This is a genomic window from Sulfitobacter sp. SH24 (genome assembly GCF_965641895.1).
GTDB lineage: Bacteria > Pseudomonadota > Alphaproteobacteria > Rhodobacterales > Rhodobacteraceae > Sulfitobacter > Sulfitobacter dubius.
Genome location: NZ_OZ282575.1, coordinates 463,745 through 482,932, shown reverse-complemented (window position 1 = coordinate 482,932; position 19,188 = coordinate 463,745). Strand labels below are relative to the sequence as shown.

Below are 19,188 nucleotides of genomic sequence, written 5' to 3'. Positions count from 1 at the left end.
TATGCGATTTGCCCTTTGCCTTACTCTTGTGGCCTACCAGTTCAGCGCCGCAGTCGCCCACGCTGGGCCGTGGCTGCGCGAAGAAGGGACAAGCTTCCTTTCGACATCATTCTCGGCAACTTACTTTTACGATCTCACCCAAAGCACCTACATCGAATACGGACTGCGCGAGAACCTGACCCTTGGCTTTGACCTCAATACAGGCCAAAGCCGTTTCGGACTGCAAAACGGCAGCGCCACCGTTTTCCTGCGTTTCCCTTTGGGAGAGCCGACCGAGCGGGGCCGCTGGGCCTACGATCTTGGTGCAGGGGCAAGCTGGACAGATGTGCTCATCTCGCCGCATCTCCGTGCCGGGCTGTCATGGGGCCGTGGCTTTACGTTCGGCGAACGCAATGGCTGGCTGACCGTCGATGCCTCCGCAAAATGGGAGTTTGGATTCTCGCAAGAGGTCATCAAACTCGACACCACCGCGGGGTTCGATTTCACCGAAGTCGTCACTGGTATGACGCAGGTTTTCGTTACCTACACCGGGGGCGAAACCTATGCCAAATTCGCCCCCTCAATCGTTCTATCGCCAAGCTTTAGCAAATTCCGCGTCCAACTGGGCAGCGAAGTGCCCTTTGATGCGCCTGAAAACTCGGCCCTTACCGTCAGCCTTTGGCGCGAATTCTAACGCAAATGGCCCCACCATTTCCGCAGGACCATTCAACGTATCGCCCCGAACCGAGGATTAACGGTTGTCCATTCGCACCATCACCGAGACTTTGCCCCGCACTGCCGACGGCCAGACCACATGGATCTGATCCCGGTCAGGCCCTTCGGCATGGGTGACATAAGGCATATCGAACTGTGCCACATTGTTACCGTTGCGGATCGCACCATGGGCCACCACCGCATCGGTATTCAGGGCCTGCCCACCAAAAGGCAGATGACCAGAGGTATCAATTACCCATGTGTTTGACGGTGTGGTTTGGGTAAATTCGATCTCGGCCATATTCTCGACCTGCGCCGAGACGGCGTGAAAGGAATTGCCCTTCATCACCACATTCTTGCAACGCGAGAGATCAAGATCGGCAAATGTCGTATCCACACGCTCGACCCGGTCAATACCGCCAATCAAGCTTCGGAACCGATTGCCCGAAATGTTCACCCCGCTCAGGAAATGCCCTGCCCCATGCGGCTTGACCACAATATAGCTGAACCACGGCGCGACCTCGCCCGACAGGAAGATATTGTCGCTAATACAAAGCGCGCTGAACGAATAGCCAGTGGTGAAGGCCGGGCTCGGGTCTTGCTCGTTCGTCCATTCGATAAAGCAATTGTCGACGTAATTCCCCGTCACCACCGCACTTGTATGGGCCGAGGCAAGGATCAACCCCGCCGAACGCACACCACTCTCAACCGAGTCGCCTTGGAAGAAGTGGTTGCCCGTTACGATGCTATTGCCCCCTGCCAACAACGCGAAATGGCGGAACTTCGTCGCGCGGCAATCGCGTAGCTTTACATCGTTGGCGTTGGTGTTCAGCGCGATGCTACTGCGGTTCGGCACGGTCAGCGCATCTTCAGCGGAAAGGAACTGACAGCGGTCAATTAGCATGCCCTGACAACCCACCCCGGTCGAGGTAACACCCCGGTCTTTGGGCCGGCTGATGAAGCAATCGCGCAGATGAAAGATCAGCCCCGAGGGAGCAAGATTGATCGCGCTGCAGCGGTTGTTGCACTGGAATTCGACATCCGCCATCACGAATTTCGACAGCGATGCAAAGCCACTAAAATCCACCATGTATTGAAATTTGCGAAAGGTAAAATTCTGGGTGCCCGCTGCGTCGTATAGCGGCGCATTCAGGGTGACCTCCTGCGTCGCGATATTCTTGGATCGCACATAAATCTCACGCCCCACGCCGGTGCCTTCGACCAGCGCGCCCACGGGCACATTGGCGATGTTGGTCACATTGGTCAGCTTGCGACTATCCGAGGTTGAGTAGCTCGCCTGCGAGGTCACCACCACCGTGTCCCAATTGCTGCTCGATGCCGCCTCAAGCTGGCCGTTGCGGATCACCCGGCGCGTGGCATAGCTCGTCTTGTCAGGCACCGCCGCCTGCATATCCAGTGGTCCGGTCACATTCACCTTGCGCCCACCCATATCGAGCGAATCGTGGTCCGCGTTGTTCAGCAGCGCCTGAAACGCCTTGAGGAACGCGACCTCTTCGTTCTCAAATGCCTCAATATAGCTGGGCAGGTCAAAGTTGCGGCGTAGCAGCAGGATCGCCGCCACGGGCATGGTAACATGGCCCTCAAATTTTACCGGCGTGTCGAAAGTGACATCGCCGTTCAGCAGATAATTCCCCGTAGGCACCAGAACCGTGCGCCCATCGGCAGCGACATTGGCAGCTTCAAAAGCGGCGGTGTCGTCGGTCACCCCGTTACCCACCGCACCAAAGTCGCGCACATCAACCTGCGCCAACATGTCCCGTAGAAAAACAGAGGTTACATCTTCGATCTCGATATCGTCGATCCGCACCACACCGCCCGTCGGCCCGATCAGGTCCAGCCCGAAATGGCCATAGGCCGCCCGCGTGCCCCAAACCATATCGACCCCGCCACGGTCGCCACTGCCGATGATCGCGCTGACCTCAACCACCTCGCCGTAGCTGGTAAGCGTGGTGGCCGGTCCGAACTCCGGCACGCCGCCTACTTTGCCCCCGCCTGATTGCGCCGGATAGCCTGCAATGCGCACCGATGGTAGGTTGCCGCTCACGGCCTTGACCCGCGCCGTCACGCGCAGATAGCAGCCCGGTAGAAGCGTGGTCTGGCCCATGTACCGCAGCCGCTGCGTGGCCTGTGTCTTCAGCAATTCCAGCGCCCCACCAAAATCCTGATCTGCTGGGACAAAGGCCGCGTTTGAGGCATTCTCATAGGTGTCTGACCCCGGCGTGCCGTCGCCGCTCGACCAGACATCCAGACCCGCCGCAAAGGGTGTCGGCATCAGCACCAAACCGTCGGTAATCGCCTTGTTCATCGCATTTCCTTTCCCCGGCCCGCACCTCTCACCAAGGCGCGCCGCTCAACTGCTCTGGCTCGGACAGGCCGAACCGCGAGGTCAGGGAAGTATCAACGATGTGTTAATCGTGACTGTGATCACCGCGCGTATGGGCCGCAACAGACCTCACACATTCGCGCCCGGCGCATCGAGGATTTGCACCGCGCCAATGCGCCAGCCTTCCTCGGTCTGCTCCATCAAATAACCCAGCAGATGCGTGAAGCCCTTGGGGTCAACGACCTGCACTACTTGGAAAAACCGTGTGCCATCCGCACGGCGATCCAGAAACCGCACCTCAGCAGGGTTCTGCACCATTGGATAGCCATTGCTGACCATACTGCGAAAGTTCTCGGGGGTCTGGAAATAGCGCTGCAAGTTCGGCGTGGCGAACTCCAAAGCCGCGACGAAATCATCCGCCCGAAAGGCGTCGAACTGGCTGTTGATCGTCTCTTCGATCTCGGCCTGCTGCGCCATAGCGCCAAAGCTCAGGAGGGCTGACAGCACCAGCCCTCCGAAAAATGTAAATACCGCGTTGCGCATCGCCTTTCCCCCTTACCCTTGCTGAATGATTTAAGTCACGCAGGGCAAGAGGCAAAAGTTTCACGCGGTCGTCAGCTTGCCCGCCAGCGCGTCGTCGATCAGCGCCACGGTCTCATTCACACCATAAAGCGCGATGAACCCGCCAAAGCGCGGCCCTTGGCTGGCGCCCAGCAACACTTCGTAAAGCGCGGTGAACCAGTCGCGGAGCGGGTCGAAACGTTCACGGCCTACGTCGAAAACTATCTGTTGCAGTTCTTCAGGGCTTGCAAAGCCGCGAACCGATTCACCCGCTACCACTTTCGGACCCGCTGGTTTCGGAAGTTCAAAGTCCGAAGGTAGATTCTTTGTGGGCATGTACTTATTCAACCGCTCGCGCAGGTCTTCCAACGCTTCGCGTTCCAACTCCGTAGGCGCGCGGAACACCTTCTGCGGCTTCACGAAGTCGTTGAAATAGCGCACCGCATGGCCCGCCGCCTGATCCATGCCAGGGTTGTTTTCCGGTGTGGCGTCAGGCGCATAGCGCTGGATAAAGCCCCAAAGCTGCGACTTATCCTCGGCGCTCGACACGCTCGCAAGGTTCAGCAGCATCGAGAAGGGCACGACCATATCGGACTTCGGCACATCGCCCCCGTGGATGTGCCAGACCGGGTTGTTCAGCCGCGCCTTCACGTCTTGCGTCTCATAGGCCCGAAGCTGCTGGTGGTATTCATCAACCGCCTTGGGGATCACGTCAAAATGCATGCGCTTGGCCGTCTTGGGCTTTTGGAACATGAAATACGACAGGCTTTCGGTGCTAGCATAGGTCAGCCACTGGTCGATCGAAATGCCGTTGCCCGAGGACTTGGAAATTTTCTGCCCATTTTCGTCGAGGAACAGCTCATAGCTGAAATGCTCAGGCTTCTTACCACCGAGGATCTCGCAGATCCGATCATAGATCGCCGTGTTGGTCGCATGTTCCTTGCCGTACATCTCAAAGTCGACATCCAGCGCTGCCCAACGCGCGCCAAAGTCAGGCTTCCATTGCAGCTTCACGTTGCCCCCGGTGACCGGCAGGGTCATCTCGGTGCCGTCCTCGTCGTCGAAGGTGATCGTGCCATCCTTGGCGTTGACCTCCTTCATCGGCACATACATCACGCGGCCCGTCTCGGGGTGGATCGGCAGGAATATCGAATAGGTCTGGCGGCGCTCTTCGCGCAGCGACTTCAGCATCACCGCCATGATCTCGTCGTACTTCTCGCAGGCGCGCAGCAGCACCTCGTCGAACTGGCCCGAGCGGTAGAATTCGCGCGCGGAATAGAACTCGTACTCGAAGCCGAAGGTGTCGAGGAAGCGGCGCAGCATGGCGTTGTTGTGGTGGCCAAAGCTCTCATGCGTGCCGAACGGGTCTGGCACCACGGTCAGCGGCTTGTGCATATGCTCGGCCAGCATTTCTTGCTGTGGCACGTTGCCCGGCACTTTGCGCATGCCATCCAGATCGTCCGAGAAGCACACCAGCTTGGTCGGAATATCGCTAATCTCTTCGAAGGCGCGCTTGATCATCGTGGTGCGCAGCACCTCGCCAAAGGTGCCGATATGCGGCAAGCCAGAGGGGCCATAGCCCGTCTCGAACAGCACATAGCCCTTCTCTGGCGGTTTCTTGGCGTACCGTTTGAGCACCCGGCGCGCTTCTTCAAAGGGCCATGCTTTGCTGCTAAGTGCCGCGTCTCGGGTCTCGGACATGTCGGATCATCCATCTTTTGGCGCCCCTGCGCCCAATGCGCACGGGGTCGCCCGTTCCTATTGCTTCGCACCCTGAGGGTCAATATTCTGCGCTGCAACATACCTGTTCAAAGGATTTCCCGATGCCCGACACATCTTCCCTCTCGCTCAGCGCCCAAGACTGCCTTGTCGCGCTAATGATCGCGGTCTCGGCCTCGGACGAAGACATCCGCACCGCCGAACTGGTTAAAATTGAATCCGCACTGAACCTGCTGCCGGTGTTTTCCGGCTATGACAATGACCGCGTGGCAACGATCAGCAAGACGGTGTTTGACCTCTTTGAGCAGGAAGACGGGTTGGATGCTCTCTTTGGCCTGATCCGCGAAGCCCTGCCCGAACGCCTGCATGAAACAGCCTATGCGCTGGCCTGCGACGTGGCCGCAGCCGATGGTACGCTGGACGAAGCCGAACTGCGTCTGCTCGAAGAAATCCGCTATGAGCTCAACATCGACCGGCTCCACGCCGCCGCGATTGAGCGCGGCGCGCGGGCGCGGCATCTGACCTGAGCAGACTTCAGGATTCCTCCAGAACGGCTTCAGGCTCCGGTGCTTCCTCAAATGTAACCTCAGGCGCCGGGGCCGTTTCTGCCTCTGGCTTAACCGCCGCGTTATAAAGCAGCCCCCAACGCTCAAGCAGACCACGCTGCACACGTTTGGCCCGCCCATTCCATGTCCGCGCCCCCGGCGGGCGCTCACGCTCAGCACGTGTGATTTTCGCCCGCTCATCGGTGTTCGCCGCCAGGATTGCAAAGGCCAACACACGATCTTCGGGCGTGGTCAGGAACCCGGCCAGCGCCGAGACAAAGTTCAATGTGCCCGTCTTGGCGTCAATCTCAATGGGATTATCGCGCTCCGGTCGGCCACTATCATCGCGCAGATACACAGGTTTCAGCAGGGGTCGCAGCCCCGTACCATGAATACGCGCCAACCCTCCGGCCATGTCATGCACGGTCATCTTGCTGTCGTCGCCAAGACCCGAATGGTCGATCATCGCCGGGTTTTCCATGCCCAGCTCCTCAATCGCCCATTTGTTCATCTCGGCGGCGGAGGCACGCAAACTCGGCACCGCTCCCAGCCGCTTGGCGCTGGCGGCCAAGCCGACCATCTCTGCCGTGAGGTTGGTGGAATATTCCAGCATGTCCTTCAGAATCGGCCGCAACTCGGCGCTGCGATGGGTAACGAGGGTTTCCCCTTCGGGCAGTGTTTCGGCCAGTTCCGCATCGCCCAACTTGATACCGTGGCTCCGGGCAATCGTTGCGAAGATATCGCCCGCGTAAACGCCGGGCCGCCGGATCGGCAACCAACGCGCACCGCCAGAGCCCAAGGCAGACTTCGCCACGGTCCAGACATCGCGGTCGGGGCGGTTCTCGTAGGTATAGACCGGCCCGCTGCGGTCCACGACCTCCATCGTGGCGGCACGCACCGCTGGCGCATAACGCGCCGAGCGGCCCTCCATCGTCACGTCATAACCGTTTCCGTCGCGTTTCCATTCGAAATGCACGCGGTTGTAGTTCAGCGCGATGCCTGAAACGCCGGGGTTATATCCCACATGATCGGGCTGTTCGGGATCGATCGCAAAGGTCGAGGGCAAAGAACCTTCATAGACCTTGAATTTGCCCTTCACCCCGATGATGCCCGCCTCTTTCAACTCCTCGGCCATCTGGCCAAGGTTGTCACTGTCGAGCGTCGGGTCGCCCCCGCCGACAAGGATCAGATCGCCCTGCACTTCCCCATCGACCACGCCACCGGTTGCCAGCAACCGCGTTTCAAAAACATGATCCGGCCCAAGTTGATCCAGGGCATAAAGCGCGGTGATCGCTTTGATACTGCTGGCGGGCGGGATGCCATCGGTGGCATTTGATGCTTCCAGCCAGATACCGCTGTCGACGTCGATCACGGCAAAGGCGACCGTGCCTGTGATCCCGCTGTCGGCGATGATCTCTGACACATTTGGAATGGCCTGTTTGTACAGATCGGCATCGCGCCCGACGGGGCGCAATGATGTGGTCGGTGGCTCGGCCCAAGCGGAAGCTGCGGCCATCGCGGCAGCAGCCGTTCCAAGGAAAATGCGTCGTGTAAATCTCTGGCTCATGGGCTTGATATAAACCCCATGCGGCGTTCGGCCACAACCTGTCTGACGCCTGCCCCCCTTTCGCGGTTGCACAAAACCGCCGACCTGCTAACCCCGCGTCATGCAACGCGCTATTCCGATCATGTTTATCGCCATGTCACTGATCCCCGCAGGGGACAGCGCGGGCAAGATTCTGACCTCGGGCATGGGCGTGGCACCGATTTTCGTTGCGTGGTCGCGGTTTGCCATTGGCGCGCTGATGGTGCTGCCGTTCCTGCCGCGCGGCACTTGGGGGCTGATGCGCGACTGGCGGTTGTGGCTACGGGCGGCAACGCTGGCGGCGGGGATCACTTGCATTCAAACCGCTCTACAAACCGAAGCTATCGCCACTGTCTTTGCCGCCTTCTTTATCGGGCCGATGGTTAGCTACCTATTGGCCGCACTTTTCTTGCGCGAACGCATCACCCTGCTACGCAGTGCGCTGATCCTGCTGGGATTCTGCGGTGTGCTGCTGGTCGTACGCCCCGGCATGGGGGGTGGCACGGGCGGGCCGGGGCTGCTCTTCGCTGTGGCGGCGGGGCTGTTCTACGGCGTCTTTCTCACCATGTCGCGCTGGCTGTCTGACCTCGCCCCGCCGCTCGCGCTGACCTTTACCCAACTGGCGATGAGTACGGTGATGCTGCTGCCCTTGGGCCTGATGAACCTGCCCCAAGCCACCCTGCCTGTGGCCGGTCTGGCGACGGCCAGCGCGCTGTTCTCCATGCTGGGCAATCTGCTGCTACTCTACGCCTATCGCCGCGCGCCTGCGACGCGGCTGGCACCTTTGGTCTATTTCCAACTGATCGCGGCGGTACTGCTGGGTCTGTTCCTGTTCAGCACCCTGCCCGATGCGCTGACATGGGCGGGGCTTGCGGTGATCATCACCGCAGGCATCACCTCTGCCCGGCTACGCTGAGCGCCAGCCCCCGGCGGCCCGCAGCGCGGTTGACGACACATCGACCATCGGCACATTCACAAAACACCACGCGGGCGCTGTGGCATGGGACAGCAGTTGACTGTTCCGCCCCGCGATCCGGTAGGGCGCATACAGCGCCGCCGCCCGGCTCATCCGGGCCGAAATACGTTGCCCGGGTCGTGCAAGCACACCGACCGGCACTGTCTCCATGATCTGCCGCCAGTCTTGCCACAGATGAAACTGCGCAAGGTTATCGGCCCCCATTAGCCAGACGAACCGCACGCCGGGATAGCGCCGCCGTAGGGCCTCAAGCGTCTGCGCCGTGTAACGAGTGCCAAGCTGCGCCTCAATGTCCGTGATCTCGACCCGCGGGTGATCCATCACCGCCTGCGCCCGCGCTTTGCGCTGCGCCATCGGCGCTGGCCCGTGTTCTTTCAGCGGGTTGCCGGGGCTGAGCAGCCACCAGACGCGATCCAGCCCGAACCGCTTCAACGCCTCGCGCGTGATATGCGCATGCCCCTCATGTGCCGGGTCAAACGACCCGCCCAACAGGCCGACGACCTGCCCCTTGGTCGCGAATGGCATGGTATTGCGCAAGAAAATGGCCCCCGATCCGAAATCAGGGGCCAAAGGAGGGGCATTGCAGCCCATTGTCAATGCGAAGCGCTTACTTGTGCTTCACGATCTCGCCCGAGCGCAGCCGCGCGACATAGCTGTTCAGCTCGCGCTTCACGATCGGCATCAGGAAGTAGAGCGCGATGATGTTCACGATCGCCATGGAGAAGAGCATCGCATCGGAGAAGTCGATCACCGGCCCAAGGCTCGCCGCTGCACCGATCACGATGAAGACGCAGAAGATTACCTTAAAGGTCAGTTCCTTTGCTGGCCCCTCGCCGAAGAGATAGGTCCAAGCCTTGAGGCCATAGTAGGACCAACTGATCATCGTCGAGAAGGCAAAGAGCACCACCGCGATCATCAACAAGATCGGGAACCACGAGAACGCCCGCGCATAGGCAGCCGAGGTCAGGGCCACGCCGCTCACGTCACCTTCTGTCGCGATCCGGCCCGCTTCTTCGTTCCAGATATAAAGCCCGGTTGCAGGGTCTTGGTTCAACACGCCGCTGATAACGATCACCAAGGCGGTCATCGTGCAGATCACCACCGTGTCGATGAAGGGCTCCAACAGCGCGACGTAGCCCTCGGTCACCGGCTCTTTGGTGCGCACCGCCGAGTGGGCAATGGCAGCCGAGCCGATGCCCGCTTCGTTTGAGAACGCCGCACGGCGGAAGCCTTGGATCAGCGCGCCGGTAAAGCCGCCGACAACGCCCAGACCGGTGAAGGCGCCCATGAAAATCTGACCAAAGGCCCAACCGATCATATCCCAGTTGATGATCAGGATCAGGATCGACACCAGCACATAGAAGACGCCCATGAAGGGCACGATCTTTTCCGTCACCCGCGCGATGGATTTCAGACCACCCGCGATCACGGCAAAGGTGACACCGGCAAGGATAACGCCCGTGATCCAACCCGGATAGTCACCCAAAACGCCCGCAAGCTGCGCATGAGCTTGGTTGGCTTGGAACATATTGCCCCCGCCGAGCGCGCCGAGGATGGTAAAGATCGAGAACAGCACCGCCATGAAGCCACCCAGCGGCAGGCCGCGCTCAGAAAAGCCTTTGACGATGTAATACATCGGCCCGCCTGAGACATGGCCATCGGGAAACTCATTACGGTATTTCACGCCCAACGTACATTCGGTGAACTTGGTTGCCATGCCGAAGAGACCGGCAACCACCATCCAGAATGTCGCACCCGGCCCGCCGATGCTGACCGCCACCGCAACGCCCGCGATATTGCCCAGACCCACGGTGCCCGACAGCGCGGTCGCCAGCGCCTGAAAGTGGCTTACCTCGCCCGCATCGTCGGGGTCGGAATAATCGCCCCGCACCAGCTGGATCGAATGCCAAAACCCTTTGAGCTGGATGGCCCCGAAATAAACGGTGAAAACCACCGCCCCCACAACCAACCACAGCGCGATCCAAGAAAAATTCGTGCCCGGCAGCGGGGCGAAAATGAAGGAAACATACCAACCGGTGTAATCGGCAAAAATCTGGTTAATACGTTCGTCGACGCCGACAGCCTCTTGCGCAGCGGCAAGGCTCGGCAGCAATGACGCGAAAACGGCCATCACATAGGTAAACAGCTTGTTCATGGCTTATCCTTTCAGGGAATGATCGTGACCGGCACACTGGAGCCTGCGACCAAACGGCCCGTCACCCCACCAAAGAGCCGCTTGAGGCCCCGCTCACCGACGCGGCCAACAACGATCTGAATCGCTCCGCGCTTTTTGGCGACACCTTCAAGGATATCGGCCACGTCGCCGTGCCGCACGATGCCCTCAACCTCGATGCCCGAGGCTTTGGCTTCTGCCACCGCCGGATCAAGCACCACGTCATGCGCGCGCTGCAACTCCTGCTCGCGCCGCATATGGCGCTGCTCGTTCTCTTCCTTGGTCTGAAAGGTGAAAGGCGACCATTCGATCACAAAGCAAACCGTGATCGAACAATCCCCGATCTGTTTAGCCTGAGCCTGAGCAAAGGCCAAAGCACGCGCGCCGGCCTCTGACCCGTCCAGACCCACAACGATTGTGGATTTTGACATGAGTAATTCCCTGTTGCTGTGCTGAAAGTCGACGCCCGCGAAAGGTGAACTCCGCTCTCAGTCTTCCTACTCTGCGCTGGCCAGAAATCGCCGCCCAATCACAGATTGTAGAAATGTTAGCGCGAAAACCGCAGAAAAGTCGACTGAATTTCGCTTTCTGGCTTTGCAGATCGCCCGCCAAACCATTGTAAAACCGTCCAATCGCCCTCTGCCCTGCGTCATGGGGTCAACCACGGGGCAGATTTCGCAAGGCTCCGCCGGGCGATTGGCTCAGGATATACAGAGTGTTTGATATTGCCCCGCACGGACGATATTGCACTGCAAACCCCAAATCGCGTTTCGAGGATTCTCCAAATGGCTGCCTATCAATACGTCTATCACATGTCCGGCGTCTCCAAGACCTACCCCGGGGGCAAGAAGACATTCGAAAACATCCACCTGAACTTCTTGCCCGGCGTGAAGATCGGTGTCGTTGGCGTCAACGGCGCGGGTAAATCCACCCTGCTCAAGATCATGGCCGGGCTCGACAAGGATTTCACCGGCGAAGCATGGGCCGCCGAAGGCGCCAAGGTCGGCTACCTGCCGCAGGAACCCAAGCTCGACCCGACCAAGACCGTGCGCGAGAACGTCATGGAAGGCGTGGCCGAGAAGAAGGCCATTCTGGACCGCTACAATGAACTGGCGATGAACTACAGCGACGAGACCGCTGAAGAGATGGCCAAGCTGCAAGACGACATCGACGCCCAAGACCTGTGGGACCTCGACAGTCAGATCGACGTGTCGATGGAAGCTCTGCGCTGCCCGCCCGATGACGCGATGCCGGAAAACCTCTCGGGCGGTGAAGCGCGCCGCGTGGCGCTGTGCAAACTGCTGCTCGAAGCGCCCGACATGCTGCTCTTGGACGAACCGACCAACCACCTCGACGCCGAGACCATCGCATGGCTGCAACAGCACCTGATCGAGTACAAAGGCACGATCCTTGCCGTCACCCACGACCGTTACTTCCTTGATGACATTACCAGCTGGATTCTCGAATTGGACCGTGGCCGCGGCATCCCCTATGAGGGCAACTACTCCGACTGGCTGGAGCAAAAGGCCAAGCGTCTGAGCCAAGAGGCCCGCGAAGACAAATCCAAGCAAAAGACGCTTGAGCGCGAACTTGAGTGGATGCGCCAAGGTGCCAAAGCCCGTCAGGCGAAATCCAAAGCGCGTATCGCCGCCTATAACGAAATGGCCGAAACTTCCGAGCGCGAAAAACTCAGCCGCGCCCAGATTGTCATCCCCAATGGCCCGCGCCTTGGCAACAAGGTGATCGAGGTCGAGGGCCTGAAGAAGCACATGGGCGATAAGCAGTTGATCGACGGGCTCGATTTCTCGCTGCCGCCCGGCGGTATCGTTGGTGTGATTGGCCCCAACGGCGCGGGTAAATCGACACTGTTCAAAATGCTCACCGGGCATGAAACACCGGACGAAGGCACCATCGAATACGGTGATACGGTCGATCTCAGCTATGTCGACCAAAGCCGCGATGATCTGAACCACGACGACACCGTTTGGCAGGCGATCACCGGCGGGGCCGAGATCATCAAGCTGGGTGACGCCGAGGTGAACTCCCGCGCCTATTGCTCGTCGTTCAACTTTAAGGGCGGCGACCAGCAAAAGAAAGTTGGTCTGCTGTCGGGCGGTGAACGTAACCGCGTGCACATGGCGCGTCTGCTCAAAGAAGGCGGCAACGTGCTGCTGCTCGATGAACCGACCAACGATCTTGACGTCGAAACCCTCCGTGCGCTCGAAGATGCGCTGGTCGATTTCGCAGGCTGTGCCGTGGTGATTTCGCACGACCGCTTTTTCCTTGACCGTATTTGTACCCATATCATGGCCTTCGAAGGCGAAGCGCATGTGGAATGGTTCGAAGGCAACTTCGAAGATTACGAAGAAGACAAAAAGCGCCGTCTGGGTGCCGATGCGCTTGAGCCCAAGCGCCTGAAGCACAAAAAATTCGCGCGCTAAACAGCGCGACTGGCATGAGAAAGGGGCGACGGTTGACCGTCGTCCCTTTTTTTGTGCGTTATATGTTGGCCTACCAACCTAGGGCACTACAAGCATCCCCCGTTCCCCCAACGCAAAAGCCCGCCCGCAAAGCGGACGGGCCTAGCATCCCTGAGAACGAGCAGAGCCCTCAGCGATCGTCGTCGATTGCGGTTTCCAACTGGGCAAAGAGATTGTCTTCGTCGTGCCGTGCCAGACCATGGAGCGGGTCCCAGCTTTGCAGATATTCGCGCAGCTTGTTGCTGGCGGAAAGACCCGACCAGAGGCGCTGCTCGGTCACGGAATGCACCTGCAACGACGGGGCCAGCCCACCGTTCATGCCTTTGCCATCCCAACTGCTCTCCAAATGCTCAAGCATCCGCTCGGCCATGGTGGCGGTGTTCAAACGTGCGCGGCTCATCACCACACCGATGAAACGGCCACTGCCTGCATAGGCCAGATGAAAACGCATACCTTCCAGCGAATGAACCGACGCACGGGCCACCTGTTCCATTTGACGGCGGAAGGCAGGTGCCTTGACCGCGCGATAGATACCGCGCGCGCCCTCAACAGAGATAGAGAACAGGCTCATCGAGAAACAACCGCTGGGCAGCCGCAGCAGGTAATTCTCCAACGCGGAAACATTGCTACAGGACGAAACATCAAGCTCAAAATCTTCGTCAAAGCGGATCTTCATCATCTGCGCCAGCTCGGACAGCGTATGTTGCGCCTCACGTTCGCGCAGAAGCGAGGCATTCAACATGCTTGCAGCATTGATCCGCGCGCTCAGCTCAACCCCGTCCAGCGGTTTGCACAGGAAATCCGTCGCCCCCGCATCAAAGGCCCGCTGCATCATCGCAGGCTCTTTGCTGGCGGTGATCATAATGATCGGCACAGCCCGATAGGATGGCACATCGCGGATCATCTCACACAGGCTGATCCCGTTGATGCCCGGCATCATGATGTCCAACAGGAAGGAGTCGAACGGCTGGTTGCTCTGCTGCATGATTTCAAGCGCATCTTCCGAGCTTTCGCAGCAGGTCAACTCGTAATTGTCATTTTCAGTCAGACATCCCGTAAGGAGGTCAAGGATGACCGGGTCATCGTCTACAGCAAGGATACGCATCATGTCTCAATTACTCCGCATGAGGGGGCGCTGGCAGGCGCTCTTGGGGCTTTCCGGCAGAAAACCACCTAGTCCGGGCAGCAATGAGACGGGTTTTAGGCAAACTCGAGACGGGCATTTTCAACCTATTCCCAATAAAATATGGAGATCATGAAATTTCGTGGCAGGAATTTGCCGATAACTGAGACGCTTTTACCGCCATTACAGCCAGATACGTGTTGCCCCTTGAACGAATCCCCTCCCAATGCAATATAGGCAGTGCAGACGTTATCTTTTTCGACCCACTGTCTCCCTCATACGGCGCTCAGTCTATCGATCCAGACCAACAACGCCGGGCCATCGCACTTAAGCGGATGGCATAAATATGGAGACTACGGATATGGCCACTGGCACCGTAAAATGGTTCAACACAACTAAAGGCTTCGGCTTTATTGCTCCCGATGGCGGCAGCAAAGACGTTTTCGTTCACATTTCCGCTGTTGAGCGCGCTGGCCTGACCGGCCTGGCCGACAACCAGAAAGTGACCTTCGACATCGAAGCAGGCCGTGACGGCCGCGAGTCCGCGACAAACATCGCGCTGGCCTAATGGCCGGGGGCTTCGGCCCTGACCCAAGAATTTTAACCGACCTGCTGGCAACGGCAGGTCGGTTTTTTTATGTCCAGCCTTGCTAAAATATGCCTCCGTGGCAAAATGCACGGCAAAACTGTGATCCCAAAATGGAGCCTGCCATGCGCCGCCGTACCTTTCTGACCAGCACCGTGGCAGCCGCCACCCTCCCCCTCATGGCGCAGGCCCGCACCGCCGCCTATGATCCAAAGCCGCAGATCGTACCGGTTAAGAGCCAATATGCGCCGGGCCAGTTACTGATCCTACCGCGCAGCCATTACCTTTATTTCGTGACGGCCCCCGGTCAGGCGATGCGCTATGGCGTGGGTGTAGGCAAGGCAGGACTAGAGTTCACAGGCACGGCGACCATTGACGTGAAAAAAGAATGGCCCACATGGCGGCCGACCAATGAAATGATCGAGCGCGAGCCGCAGGCCTACAAACGCTTCATCGGCAATACCGACGCCCAGCCCGGCGGCCCCGGCAACCCACTCGGCGCGCGGGCGCTTTATCTGTTCCAGAACGGGCGAGACACATACTTCCGCATTCACGGCACAACGCAGCCGAACTCAATCGGGCGTTCGGTCTCCAACGGTTGTATTCGCATGTTGAACGAACATGTGGTCGATCTGTACCAACGCGTGCCGATTGGGACGAAGGTTACCGTGCTGTAAGGCACCCGGCCCGGAATCAAGCCGCAGGCACCGGGCCATCGCCTGCCCGCCTCCGGGTAGGCGATATCGTCAAGCTGGGCGTGACTTTGCGAAGGCACGTCAAGGTTGAGCCATAAAGTGGCGCGATGCAACGTTGGACCGCCGACCCGCGAGCAGGCGCTGACCCTCCGTGCAAACAAGAAAGGAGCCAGCGCAAAGCGCGGGCCCCTTCCATTTCAAGAGCATTCAGATTTACTGAAGCGCTTTGTCGGTGATGTTGTGGGTCCAAGCCCCCTCGGGGGCCTTGGTGATCATCCCACCTTCCATGGTGATTTCCGCGCTCCGGTCAAAGGCCGCTTCGTCCAAGCGCCCATCGCTGCCCTCGGTCAGCTTGGCGATCTCGCCCATCATCCGAGTCTGATGCTTTTCAGTCTGCGCGCCGGTCTGGTCATTCTCCAACACGATTTCGGCGGCTTCTTCGACATTTTCCTCGGCGTATTTCCAGCCCTTCATCGAGGCCCGCACGAAACGCGCCAGCTTGTCGACCATCTCAGGGTCCGCAAGGCTCTCTTCGGTGGTATAAAGACCATCTTCCAGCGTCGAAATGCCCTCGTCCTCATATTTGAAGACCACCAAATCTTCAGGCGTCAGCCCAGCGTCGATCACCTGCCAATATTCGTTGTAGGTCATGGTGGTGGCGCATTCGACCTGCTTTTGCAGCAGCGGGTCGACGTTGAAGTTGATCTTTTGGATGGTCACACCACCGTCCGAGCCATCAGTCGAATAGCCCAGCTTGCCCATCCAGCTTAGCAGCGGAATCTCATTGCCAAAGAACCATGTACCGAGCGTGTTGCCGGGGAAGTCTTCGGGGCTCTCGATACCGTGCTCTTTCAGGCAGGTCAGCATCAGGCCAGATTTCGCGAAGGGCTGCGCGATGTTCACAATCGGTGCGCCCTTTTCCCGCGCAGCCAATGCCGAGGGCAGCCAATCAACCATCACATCCGCACCACCGCCCAGCAGCACCTGAACCGGCGCGATATCGGGGCCGCCCGGCTTGATCGTAACGTTCAACCCTTCTTCCTCATAGAACCCTTTGTCCTTGGCCACATAATAGCCCCCGAACTGAGCCTGCGTGACCCATTTAAGTTGCAGGGTCAGGTCATCCGCCGCCTGCGCCATCCCGCCCCAAAGGCCCAAGGCGACCCCTGCGGTGATCTTCGTGATATTCTTCATCATTATTCTCCCTCTTGGTTGGTCGTTGTTCAGCTTCGTTGACTGGGGTGCCAGAAGGTCACCCGGCCCTCGACCAGGGCCATAATACCATAGAACGCCGATCCGGCGATCGCCGCCACGACAATCTCGGCCCAGACGAGGTCTAGGGCAAGCTGTCCGACCGAAGTAGAGATACGGAACCCCATGCCAAGCACCGGAGAGCCGAAGAATTCAGCAACGATGGCGCCGATCAGGGCAAGGGTGGTGCCGATCTTCAACCCGTTGAAGACAAAGGGCATCGCCGCAGGCAGACGCAGTTTCAGCAGCGTTCGCCAATAGCCCGCCGCATAGGTGCGCATCAAGTCGCGCTGCATGGCGTCGCTGGCTTGCAAGCCCTGCACCGTGTTCACCAGCATCGGAAAGAACACCATCACCACAACAATCGCCGCCTTGGATTGCCAACCAAAACCGAACCACATCACCATGATCGGTGCCATGCCGATGATCGGCAGGGCCGCGACGAAATTGCCCACGGGCAGCAACCCGCGTTGCAGGAAAGGAAAGCGGTCAATCGCCAGCGCCGTCAGGAACGCCGCGCCGCAGCCGATGATATAACCACTCAGCGCGCCTTTGATGACGGTCTGCACAAAGTCGACCCAGAGGATGTCGAGCGACGTTGCCATGCGCGCCGCAATGACCGAAGGGGCAGGCAGAAGCACTTGGTTGATGTCGAAACCACGCACCACCCCTTCCCAAACGGCGATGAGCGTAATGCCGAAGACCAGTGGTGCCGCCAGCGACGCCCCCCGCGAGGGCCGCTGCCGCGCCAGCCAGACGTTCAGCGACAAGCCAGCGATCCATGCGAGAATGGCGAAAACAATCCAGCCCATCATGCCATCCCCATCCGTTTCAGGGTCAGCCGCTGGATCAGCCCGATGAGCCCGACCATGGCCGCCGCAAGGGCCGCCGCCATCAAAAGCGCGCTCCAGATCTGGACGGTCTGACCGTAGTAGCTGCCCGCCAGCAACCGCGCCCCAAGGCCCGCGACCGCCCCCGTCGGCATCTCGCCAACAATGGCACCGACCAGAGAGGCCGCGACACCGACTTTCAGAGAGGTAAAGAAGTACGGCATCGAAGACGGCAGCCGCAGTTTCCAGAAAGTCTGCCAACCGCTCGCGTGCCAAGTGCGCATCTGGTCCAACTGCATCTGATCCGGGCTGCGGAGTCCTTTGACCATGCCCACGACCACCGGGAAGAACGACAGATACATGCTGATGATCGCCTTGGGGAGCAGTCCCGAGAGGCCCACAGCATTCAAAACCACGATGATCATTGGCGCGATCGCCAAAATCGGGATGGTCTGGCTGGCGATCACCCAAGGCATCACCGACATGTCCATGGTGCGGTTAAACACGATCCCAACCGCCAACAGCGTGCCAAGTGCTGTGCCCATGACAAAACCAAGGAAGGTCGCGCTGAACGTCACCCATGTGTGATAGACCAGCGAGCGTTTCGACGTGACCTTCTTCATCACCGTGGTCTCCCACAGTTCGGCCCCCACCTGATGCGGTGCGGGCAGCTTGGGCTTGTCCTGCGACCACGTATCGGCCACCAATTCCGAGAATGTCAGCGTCTTGTCCGCCCGCGCCGCCACATCCCGCGCCCATTGCGCGTTGAGCGCGACAGCGGCGCCATACCAAACGACGATCAACAGCCCCACCACCGTGAGAACGGGGATAATGTTACGCATCAATCGTCCCCATGCCCGGCGCGCAGCCCCTCACGGACGCGATGCGCGATCTCAAGAAACTCTGGCGTCTCGCGGATTTCCAAGGGCCGTTCACGCGGCAGCGGGCTTTCGATCACATCGGCGATCCTGCCGGGGCGCGGGCTCATCACAACGATCTTGGTCGACAGATACACCGCCTCGGGGATCGAATGGGTGACGAAGGCGATGGTCTTTTCCGTCCGGGCCCAGAGCTTCAGTAGTTGCTCATTCAAGTGGTCCCGCACGATCTCATCCAACGCGCCGAAGGGTTCGTCCATCAGCAAGATGTCGGCATCGAACGACAACGCCCGCGCGATAGAGGCCCGTTGCTGCATCCCCCCCGACAATTGCCAAGGGAACTTCTTCTCAAACCCGCTGAGTTCCACCAGTTCCAGCACGCGCTGCACCCGCTCGGCCTGCTCTGCGCGGGGGATGCCCATGATCTCAAGCGGCAGGCGGATGTTGCCACCGATGGTGCGCCACGGATAGAGCCCCGCCGCCTGAAACACATAGCCGTAAGCCCGCGATTTGCGCGCCTCCTCGGGCGAGACACCGTTGATGGTGACCTGCCCGCCGGTGGGCTGCTCAAGGTCGGCCATGACCCGCAGAAAGGTCGTCTTGCCGCAGCCCGAGGGGCCGATAAAGCTAACGAAATCTCCCTTGTGGATCTCAAGGTTCACGTCTTTCAACGCATGAACCGGCCCGTCGTTGGTCTGAAAGGTCAGATCTAGATTGCTGGCGCTGATCACGCTCTGGCTGTCATTCAC

At 59.4% G+C, this 19,188-nt stretch carries 18 protein-coding genes; 6 read left to right on the top strand and 12 right to left on the bottom strand.

The genetic code is table 11. The features are described from left to right. Position 1 precedes the first annotated feature (1 nt). Complete coding sequence (locus tag ACSQ16_RS04800) at positions 2–673, top strand: hypothetical protein (protein ID WP_243261481.1); 672 nt, start codon at positions 2–4, stop codon at positions 671–673. A gap of 57 nt (positions 674–730) precedes the next feature. On the opposite strand, the gene ACSQ16_RS04795 is transcribed toward ACSQ16_RS04800, so the two are convergent. The 3 genes from ACSQ16_RS04795 to ACSQ16_RS04785 all read right to left on the bottom strand — a co-directional run bounded on the left by ACSQ16_RS04795 (position 731) and on the right by ACSQ16_RS04785 (position 5,299). Then, entirely contained in the window at positions 731–3,019 is a 2,289-nt protein-coding gene (locus ACSQ16_RS04795; protein WP_243261482.1) for a glycoside hydrolase family 55 protein, read from the bottom strand. A 147-nt stretch (positions 3,020–3,166) separates the two neighbouring features. Next, a complete protein-coding gene (locus ACSQ16_RS04790; RefSeq protein ID WP_243261483.1) occupies positions 3,167–3,580 on the bottom strand; it encodes a DUF4864 domain-containing protein in 414 nt (137 codons plus the stop codon). Between the two features lie 60 nt (positions 3,581–3,640). Further along, positions 3,641–5,299 (bottom strand): lysine--tRNA ligase, encoded by a 1,659-nt coding sequence (locus ACSQ16_RS04785; RefSeq protein WP_243261484.1) that lies wholly within the window; start codon positions 5,297–5,299, stop codon positions 3,641–3,643. A 122-nt stretch (positions 5,300–5,421) separates the two neighbouring features. Here ACSQ16_RS04785 and ACSQ16_RS04780 point away from each other — a divergent pair, with 122 nt between their 5' ends. Beyond that, the gene (locus ACSQ16_RS04780; protein WP_093928051.1) at positions 5,422–5,844 is read left to right on the top strand and encodes a tellurite resistance TerB family protein; all 423 of its coding nucleotides are present in this window, start codon (positions 5,422–5,424) and stop codon (positions 5,842–5,844) included. A gap of 7 nt (positions 5,845–5,851) precedes the next feature. On the opposite strand, the gene dacB is transcribed toward ACSQ16_RS04780, so the two are convergent. Beyond that, entirely contained in the window at positions 5,852–7,429 is a 1,578-nt protein-coding gene (dacB, locus tag ACSQ16_RS04775; RefSeq protein ID WP_243261485.1) for a D-alanyl-D-alanine carboxypeptidase/D-alanyl-D-alanine endopeptidase, read from the bottom strand. Between the two features lie 100 nt (positions 7,430–7,529). Here dacB and ACSQ16_RS04770 point away from each other — a divergent pair, with 100 nt between their 5' ends. Further along, positions 7,530–8,363, top strand: coding sequence for a DMT family transporter (locus ACSQ16_RS04770; protein WP_243261486.1), 834 nt, complete (start codon positions 7,530–7,532; stop codon positions 8,361–8,363). On the opposite strand, the gene ACSQ16_RS04765 is transcribed toward ACSQ16_RS04770, so the two are convergent. The 3 genes from ACSQ16_RS04765 to ACSQ16_RS04755 form a co-directional block, all read right to left on the bottom strand. Further along, positions 8,355–8,948: a nicotinate-nucleotide adenylyltransferase gene (locus tag ACSQ16_RS04765; RefSeq protein WP_243263220.1), complete on the bottom strand. Its 594-nt coding sequence runs from the start codon at positions 8,946–8,948 to the stop codon at positions 8,355–8,357. The two genes, ACSQ16_RS04770 and ACSQ16_RS04765, sit on opposite strands and share 9 nt — an antisense overlap. A gap of 82 nt (positions 8,949–9,030) precedes the next feature. Continuing rightward, positions 9,031–10,578 carry an alanine/glycine:cation symporter family protein gene (locus tag ACSQ16_RS04760; RefSeq protein ID WP_093928048.1) on the bottom strand — a complete coding sequence of 516 codons (1,548 nt, stop codon included), beginning with the start codon at positions 10,576–10,578 and terminating at the stop codon, positions 9,031–9,033. A gap of 11 nt (positions 10,579–10,589) precedes the next feature. Continuing rightward, positions 10,590–11,027 carry a universal stress protein gene (locus tag ACSQ16_RS04755; protein ID WP_243261487.1) on the bottom strand — a complete coding sequence of 146 codons (438 nt, stop codon included), beginning with the start codon at positions 11,025–11,027 and terminating at the stop codon, positions 10,590–10,592. Positions 11,028–11,381: 354 nt separating this feature from the next. Here ACSQ16_RS04755 and ettA point away from each other — a divergent pair, with 354 nt between their 5' ends. Further along, complete coding sequence (gene ettA, locus ACSQ16_RS04750) at positions 11,382–13,037, top strand: energy-dependent translational throttle protein EttA (RefSeq protein ID WP_243261488.1); 1,656 nt, start codon at positions 11,382–11,384, stop codon at positions 13,035–13,037. A 169-nt stretch (positions 13,038–13,206) separates the two neighbouring features. Here ettA and ACSQ16_RS04745 read toward each other — a convergent pair whose 3' ends face one another. Further along, on the bottom strand, positions 13,207–14,184 hold the full coding sequence (locus ACSQ16_RS04745) for a response regulator (RefSeq protein ID WP_243261489.1): 978 nt from the start codon (positions 14,182–14,184) through the stop codon (positions 13,207–13,209). A gap of 376 nt (positions 14,185–14,560) precedes the next feature. Here ACSQ16_RS04745 and ACSQ16_RS04740 point away from each other — a divergent pair, with 376 nt between their 5' ends. Together ACSQ16_RS04740 and ACSQ16_RS04735 are read left to right on the top strand one after the other, a co-directional pair. Then, positions 14,561–14,767 carry a cold-shock protein gene (locus ACSQ16_RS04740; protein WP_007117950.1) on the top strand — a complete coding sequence of 69 codons (207 nt, stop codon included), beginning with the start codon at positions 14,561–14,563 and terminating at the stop codon, positions 14,765–14,767. A gap of 143 nt (positions 14,768–14,910) precedes the next feature. Continuing rightward, complete coding sequence (locus ACSQ16_RS04735; RefSeq protein WP_093928044.1) at positions 14,911–15,462, top strand: L,D-transpeptidase; 552 nt, start codon at positions 14,911–14,913, stop codon at positions 15,460–15,462. A 231-nt stretch (positions 15,463–15,693) separates the two neighbouring features. On the opposite strand, the gene ACSQ16_RS04730 is transcribed toward ACSQ16_RS04735, so the two are convergent. Genes ACSQ16_RS04730 through ACSQ16_RS04715 form a run of 4 tightly spaced genes read right to left on the bottom strand, consistent with a single transcriptional unit; the run spans position 15,694 to position 19,188 of the window. Beyond that, positions 15,694–16,674 carry an ABC transporter substrate-binding protein gene (locus ACSQ16_RS04730; RefSeq protein WP_243261490.1) on the bottom strand — a complete coding sequence of 327 codons (981 nt, stop codon included), beginning with the start codon at positions 16,672–16,674 and terminating at the stop codon, positions 15,694–15,696. A 29-nt stretch (positions 16,675–16,703) separates the two neighbouring features. Beyond that, positions 16,704–17,543 carry an ABC transporter permease gene (locus tag ACSQ16_RS04725; protein WP_243263223.1) on the bottom strand — a complete coding sequence of 280 codons (840 nt, stop codon included), beginning with the start codon at positions 17,541–17,543 and terminating at the stop codon, positions 16,704–16,706. Continuing rightward, entirely contained in the window at positions 17,543–18,403 is an 861-nt protein-coding gene (locus tag ACSQ16_RS04720; RefSeq protein ID WP_243261491.1) for an ABC transporter permease, read from the bottom strand. Before ACSQ16_RS04720 ends, ACSQ16_RS04725 begins: the two co-directional genes overlap by 1 nt. Further along, a complete protein-coding gene (locus ACSQ16_RS04715; RefSeq protein WP_243261492.1) occupies positions 18,403–19,188 on the bottom strand; it encodes an ABC transporter ATP-binding protein in 786 nt (261 codons plus the stop codon). Before ACSQ16_RS04715 ends, ACSQ16_RS04720 begins: the two co-directional genes overlap by 1 nt.

Excerpts from the sequence above, each read along its gene's own strand:
- ACSQ16_RS04795 (WP_243261482.1), bottom strand. The coding sequence starts at position 3,019 with ATGAACAAGGCGATTACCGACGGTTTGGTGCTGATGCCGACACCCTTT.
- ACSQ16_RS04785 (WP_243261484.1), bottom strand. The coding sequence starts at position 5,299 with ATGTCCGAGACCCGAGACGCGGCACTTAGCAGCAAAGCATGGCCCTTT.
- ACSQ16_RS04765 (WP_243263220.1), bottom strand. The coding sequence starts at position 8,948 with ATGCCATTCGCGACCAAGGGGCAGGTCGTCGGCCTGTTGGGCGGGTCG.
- ACSQ16_RS04735 (WP_093928044.1), top strand. The coding sequence starts at position 14,911 with ATGCGCCGCCGTACCTTTCTGACCAGCACCGTGGCAGCCGCCACCCTC.
- ACSQ16_RS04755 (WP_243261487.1), bottom strand. The coding sequence starts at position 11,027 with ATGTCAAAATCCACAATCGTTGTGGGTCTGGACGGGTCAGAGGCCGGC.
- ACSQ16_RS04730 (WP_243261490.1), bottom strand. The coding sequence starts at position 16,674 with ATGAAGAATATCACGAAGATCACCGCAGGGGTCGCCTTGGGCCTTTGG.
- ACSQ16_RS04800 (WP_243261481.1), top strand. The coding sequence starts at position 2 with ATGCGATTTGCCCTTTGCCTTACTCTTGTGGCCTACCAGTTCAGCGCC.
- ACSQ16_RS04780 (WP_093928051.1), top strand. The coding sequence starts at position 5,422 with ATGCCCGACACATCTTCCCTCTCGCTCAGCGCCCAAGACTGCCTTGTC.
- ACSQ16_RS04745 (WP_243261489.1), bottom strand. The coding sequence starts at position 14,184 with ATGATGCGTATCCTTGCTGTAGACGATGACCCGGTCATCCTTGACCTC.
- ettA (WP_243261488.1), top strand. The coding sequence starts at position 11,382 with ATGGCTGCCTATCAATACGTCTATCACATGTCCGGCGTCTCCAAGACC.
- ACSQ16_RS04720 (WP_243261491.1), bottom strand. The coding sequence starts at position 18,403 with ATGCGTAACATTATCCCCGTTCTCACGGTGGTGGGGCTGTTGATCGTC.
- ACSQ16_RS04760 (WP_093928048.1), bottom strand. The coding sequence starts at position 10,578 with ATGAACAAGCTGTTTACCTATGTGATGGCCGTTTTCGCGTCATTGCTG.
- ACSQ16_RS04790 (WP_243261483.1), bottom strand. The coding sequence starts at position 3,580 with ATGCGCAACGCGGTATTTACATTTTTCGGAGGGCTGGTGCTGTCAGCC.
- dacB (WP_243261485.1), bottom strand. The coding sequence starts at position 7,429 with ATGAGCCAGAGATTTACACGACGCATTTTCCTTGGAACGGCTGCTGCC.
- ACSQ16_RS04740 (WP_007117950.1), top strand. The coding sequence starts at position 14,561 with ATGGCCACTGGCACCGTAAAATGGTTCAACACAACTAAAGGCTTCGGC.
- ACSQ16_RS04725 (WP_243263223.1), bottom strand. The coding sequence starts at position 17,543 with ATGGGCTGGATTGTTTTCGCCATTCTCGCATGGATCGCTGGCTTGTCG.
- ACSQ16_RS04770 (WP_243261486.1), top strand. The coding sequence starts at position 7,530 with ATGCAACGCGCTATTCCGATCATGTTTATCGCCATGTCACTGATCCCC.